6 protein-coding genes are annotated in these 5,051 nt (G+C 63.9%); 1 reads left to right on the top strand and 5 read right to left on the bottom strand.

Annotated features, from left to right (window positions below; genetic code table 11):
- Positions 1-243 precede the first annotated feature (243 nt).
- Positions 244-603 (top strand): metalloregulator ArsR/SmtB family transcription factor, encoded by a 360-nt coding sequence (locus EN742_RS24045; RefSeq protein WP_127422875.1) that lies wholly within the window; start codon positions 244-246, stop codon positions 601-603.
- A gap of 154 nt (positions 604-757) precedes the next feature.
- On the opposite strand, the gene EN742_RS24040 is transcribed toward EN742_RS24045, so the two are convergent.
- From EN742_RS24040 to EN742_RS24020, 5 genes are all read right to left on the bottom strand, one after another.
- Positions 758-1,477, bottom strand: coding sequence for an SDR family NAD(P)-dependent oxidoreductase (locus tag EN742_RS24040; RefSeq protein ID WP_245455522.1), 720 nt, complete (start codon positions 1,475-1,477; stop codon positions 758-760).
- 109 nt (positions 1,478-1,586) lie between these two features.
- Positions 1,587-2,393: an ABC transporter permease gene (locus tag EN742_RS24035; protein WP_128333358.1), complete on the bottom strand. Its 807-nt coding sequence runs from the start codon at positions 2,391-2,393 to the stop codon at positions 1,587-1,589.
- A 4-nt stretch (positions 2,394-2,397) separates the two neighbouring features.
- Positions 2,398-3,231: an ABC transporter permease gene (locus EN742_RS24030; RefSeq protein WP_127406468.1), complete on the bottom strand. Its 834-nt coding sequence runs from the start codon at positions 3,229-3,231 to the stop codon at positions 2,398-2,400.
- A 22-nt stretch (positions 3,232-3,253) separates the two neighbouring features.
- Positions 3,254-4,366 carry an ABC transporter substrate-binding protein gene (locus EN742_RS24025; protein ID WP_127406469.1) on the bottom strand — a complete coding sequence of 371 codons (1,113 nt, stop codon included), beginning with the start codon at positions 4,364-4,366 and terminating at the stop codon, positions 3,254-3,256.
- 67 nt (positions 4,367-4,433) lie between these two features.
- Positions 4,434-5,051: ABC transporter ATP-binding protein (locus tag EN742_RS24020; RefSeq protein ID WP_148670219.1), on the bottom strand; the 618-nt coding region annotated here is incomplete at its 5' end.

The raw sequence follows: 5,051 nt of genomic DNA, 5'->3' as shown, positions 1-5,051 counted from the left end.
CCTTGATAGCGCCGGTTCGGAAATCTGCGAATCTGCGCCGGCTAGCGCCGCTTTCCAAGGCGCGCGAGTCGTCCCGGCCATGATCCCGAATGGTGGCAACCGGTTTTTCGAGAAGGATCATGGTCAAAACAAGAAGCAGAGCACAGTTCCGACTTCGTCGGGATGGTTGGCTCAGGTAACGCTCTGGATGTCTGATGCCATTGCCCCCGTGGCTTCGGAAGAGCACGAAGCATGGGGAAATCGATGGTCTCGAAGGAACTCACTTCCAACGCCGAAACCGCGGCAGCGTTTCTGACCGTGATGGGCAACGGGAAGCGGCTTTTGATCATGAACTATCTGGCTGCGGGCGAACTCTCGGTGGGTACTCTCGCCGAGAAGGTCGATCTCAGCCAGTCTGCCCTTTCGCAGCATCTTGCGAAGCTGCGCAGGTTTGGCCTGGTCGAAACCCGCCGCGACCGGCAGATGGTCTACTACTCCTGCAAGTCGACCGCAGCGCGCGAGTTGCTCGCCTTGCTCGATGGCCTGCTGGCGACGGAGCGCCCGCTCGCCGGCCAGCACCGGCAGTATGTCGCCGAAAGGCAGCGCCGGCCGCAGGCGGCCTGAGCCAGGCAAGCCTGGCGCCCCCGCCGCGCCGGGCAGCCTGTCGACGTGTGAGTAGAGCACCGGCCTACCAGGCCGGTGCTCTGGACTGTTTATGCCTGTTCACCAAAGCCGTCCGGCTCAACCAGCCCACAAGAATCTATCGCCACCTCTGCTGCTAGTATCGGGCCCGGCCGCCGGACATGTCGAAAACAGCGCCGGTGTTGAACGCGCTCGCATCTGAGCAAAGCCATACAACCAGCGCCGCGACCTCGTTCGGATCGCCGAGTCGCTTGAGCGGACTTGCCGATATCATTGAGTCGACGGTCTCGTTGCCGAGGTCCCGGATCAGGCGGGTATCGATCGGACCCGGAGCGATGCAGTTGACGCGAATATCGGTGTCGCTGACCTCACGCGACAGCGCTTTGGTGAAAGCGATGACGCCGGCGCTGGCTGCGGAATAGGCCGCAAGGCTCGGCAGTCCCTCTTTACCGGCAAGCGAACCCATGTTGACGATCCGACCCTTGCCCGCTTGTCGCATAAGCGGCAGCACCCGATGCGTAACTTCGAACGTGCCAAGAAGGTTGACCTGCAGGATTCGCTGCCATTCGGCCGGTTCGAATTCCTCGAACGGCTTGTAGCTACCCAGCCACCCCGCATTGTTCACGAGAATGTCGATTTCGGTCGTGTCCATAAGGCTTAGCGCTTCCATGACGCTATCGCGTTTCGTCACGTCCACCGAAAGGGAGCGTGTGCCTTCCAGTTCGACAGGCTCGATATCCCAGATCCAAACGTCCGCACCACTCAACGCGAGCTTACTGGCTATCGCTCGACCGATGCCACGGGCGCCACCTGTGACGATGGCTGTTCGGCCGGCAAAGTCGTAAGTCACCGACATCATCACCTCCGTTAAACGCCAGTGTCTCGTGTACTAGGCGCCGTATCGTGATTGAAGTCGAGCAGTTGGCCTGGCGATTTGAGCAGGTTTGGCCACCTCTCGCTGAAGTCTAGCGCGCTCCGCGCTGCCTGGTCACCAGGCTCCTCACCGCAAGCACCAGCACCGTGATGATGATCAGGATCCCCGAGAGCGCTGCAATCGCCGGGTCGATATTGTCGCGCAGGCCCATCCACATCAGGCGGGGCAAGGTTATGGCGTTGACCGAGGTGATGAACAGCGTCACGCCGATCTCTTCCCAGGAGAGCACGAAGGATAGCAGCGCGGCGGTGACGATGCCGAACCTGATGTTGGGCATGATGACACGCGTCGCGCGCTCCCACACACTGGCGCCAAGCCCGCGCGCGGCAAGGTCGATGCGGCGGTCGAGCTGGCTGAGCGAGACCAGGATCAGCACGGTCGCGAAGGGCACCGTCATCACCGAGTGCGCCATGGCGACGCCGAGCCAGGTGTCGTAGCCGAAGAACGAGCTCATCCCCGAGATCGAGGTGAGCAGGAAGTAGAGCGTGATCGCCGAGACCACCGGCGGCACCACCATCGGCAGCAGCACAAAGCCGACAAGGGCCGCGCTGAAGCGCGGCTGGAACATCCAGACGCCGAGACCGAAGCAGAGCGCCAGCACCGTCGAGATGGCGCTGCTGACCACGCCGATCCGGATCGACAGCAGGATGGCGTCGATCCAGCGCGGATCCTCGTAGAGCGCCCGGTAGTGGCGCAGCGACAGCTCGCCCGACGGCATCGCCAGCATCCGGCTCGGCGTCAGCGACACCGGGATGACGGCAAGCAGCGGCAGAAGCAGGAACAGCGCCACCAGCACGGCGAGGATCAGCGAAATGGGGCCGGGGCGGTAGGTCGGCATCGCGCTACACCAATTGCTTCGGTTTGACGGAGCGGAAGAGCAGCGCCATCAGCGCGCCGACGAAGATCACCAGCACGACGCTGATCGCCGCGCCCAGTCCCCAGTCCGGGCTCTGGAAGATCCTGAGATAGATCAGTTCGGCGATCATCACGCTGCGCCCGCCGCCGAGGATTGCCGGCGTGACGAAGAAGCCCAGCGAGAAGACGAAGACGATCATCGCCGAGCCGATGATGCCGGAGCGCGTCATCGGCACGAACACCGTCCAGAAGGTGCGCATGCGGCTGGAACCCAGCCCCCGCGCCGCGAGCAGCACGCGCTCATCGAGGCTGCGCATGGCCGACGCCAGCGGAAACACCGCGAACGGGATGAGGAAGTGCGTCATGCCGACGATGACGCCGAATTCGTTGCGCACCAGCGCCAGCGGCTCGGAGATGAAGCCGATCGATTGCAGCCAGGTGTTGATCAGGCCGCGGTTGGAGAGCAGCGCCACCCAGCCGAAGGCGCGCGTCAGCACCGAGATCCAGAACGGCACCAGGATGCAGAACTCGGCAATCACGCGCTGCACCGGGCTGCCGCGCACCCACACCACGGTGATGGCATAGGCGGCGGTGACCGACACCAGCGTGACGATGAGCGCGATGCGCAACGTGCGGATGAACACCGACTGCACCAGCGGGTCGGTCGCGAGCGCGCTATATTGGTCGAGCCCCGGCGTCGGCAAGGTGAAGCTCCACTTCACCACGCCGAGGAACGGCCAGGCATACGCAAGGACCAGGAACAGGAGCAGCGGCGCCATCAACAGCGCCGCGCCTGTCCTGTCGGAGAGGGTGCCTCTCATGTCGGATGATCGTCTCCGCCGGTCAGGCGGAGATGATCTTGGTGTATTCGTCGAGCGCCGCGCCGTAGTTCTTGGCGTACCACTCCATGTCGAGCGCTATCTGCTTCTTCATGTTCTCGGGGTCGACCGGGTTGATGCGCTTCTTGTCGGCGGGGATCAGCGCGTCGGCGGCCGGATTGGCCGGGCCCTGTCCGAGCTTGTCGAACATGACCAGCTGCTTTTCCGGGTCCTGCGCGCTGGCGATGAACTTCATCGCAGCGTCCTTGCCGCCGGGATTGTTCTTGAGCACCGCGAGCGCGCCGGGCGAGATCAGGCCTTGGTCCCAGATGAACTTGATCTTGCCGCCGGAGTCCTGCTCGATCAGCGAGGCGCGCGTCGACCACACGATCGCCATCGAAGCTTCGCCGTTGAGCAGCACGCTCTGGCTCTCGGCGCCGCCGCCCCAATAGGCGACAACGTTCTCCTTGAAGGCGGCGATCTTGTCATGCGCCCGCTTTAGATCGAGCGGGTAGAGCGAAGCCGGCGCGATGCCGTCGGCGAGAAGTGCGGCCTCCCAGCTCGACACGCCCCATTTGTAGAGCGAGCGCTTGCCGGGGAATTTCTTCACGTCGAAGAAATCGGCCATGCCGGTCGGCGCGTTGCTGCCGTATTTCTCCGAGTCGTATGCGATCACATAGGAAAAGAAATAGGTCGAGGCGGCGTATTCCCAGCCGAAACCCTCGCGCATCTTCTTCTTGTCGACGACCGTGTAGTCGATCGGCTCGAGCATGCCTTGCGCGCCCAGCGTGATCGCCGAGAACGGATCGACGTCGACGAGGTCCCAGGTCGGGGCGCCGCTCTTGAACTGCGCCGCGATCGCGCCTTCGGTCGGGCCCGAGCCGTCCATCTTGACGGTGATGCCGGTATCCTTGGTGAAGGCCTGGCCGTAGGCGGCGTCATAGGCGGTGATGGCGTCACCGCCCCAGTTCACCAGCACCAGTTCCTTCGCCGCGGCGAAGGCGCCGGTCGAGCGCATGAGCAGCGGCGTGCCGGCCAGCACGAGCCCGGCGATCTGCGCGAACTGGCGGCGCGAGATCTCGCCGCGCCTTGCCCTGTCGGCAAGGGAGTCGATTGTGTGTTTCTTGGTATTGGTCATGTCAGTTCCCCTTGTTCTCATTGATATTCCAAAAAACCGGTGCGGCGAGTTCAGGCCGTAGCGGTGCTCACTGCCCTCCATCCGGAAGAAGGAAACCTTTTTCGGCCGGCCAGGTCAGCCAGACGGAATTGCCCTTGCTCAGTGCCGCGGCCGCTACCTCGTTCGGCACCGAAACCGTTACCCGCGAGCCTTGCCGCGTCGTGAGATCCAGCCTGGTCGCAGCGCCCAAATAGGTGGACGCGATCGCGGTCGCCGCGATGCCGTTCTCGCCGACAGCCGCCTCGCGCGCGATCGACATGTGTTCGGGGCGGATCGCCAGGATGGCGTCGCCTTTGACCGCCTCGGCCTTGCAGCGCATGCTGACAGCGCGGTCTTCGCACAGGCCGACAGCGCCGTTATCAGCAGGCGTCACGCCCTTCACCGGCAGCATGTTGATCTCGCCCAGGAACTCGGCGACGAAGCGGTTGGCCGGCCGGTCGTAGACCTCGTCCGGCCGGCCGACCTGCAGCAATTTGCCGTGGTTGAAGATGGCGACGCGCGACGACAGCGCCAGCGCCTCGCTCTGGTCGTGGGTGACGAAGACGAAGGTGGTGCCGGTCTCCTGGTGCAGCCGCTTCATCTCGGCCTGCATCTGGCCGCGCAGGCTCTTGTCCAGCGCCGAGAACGGCTCGTCGAGCAGCAGCAC

It is taken from the genome of Mesorhizobium sp. M4A.F.Ca.ET.020.02.1.1 (assembly GCF_004022645.1).
Lineage (GTDB): Bacteria > Pseudomonadota > Alphaproteobacteria > Rhizobiales > Rhizobiaceae > Mesorhizobium.
Note: the sequence above shows the minus strand (reverse complement) of the source record. Positions and strands in the feature narration are given on the sequence as shown.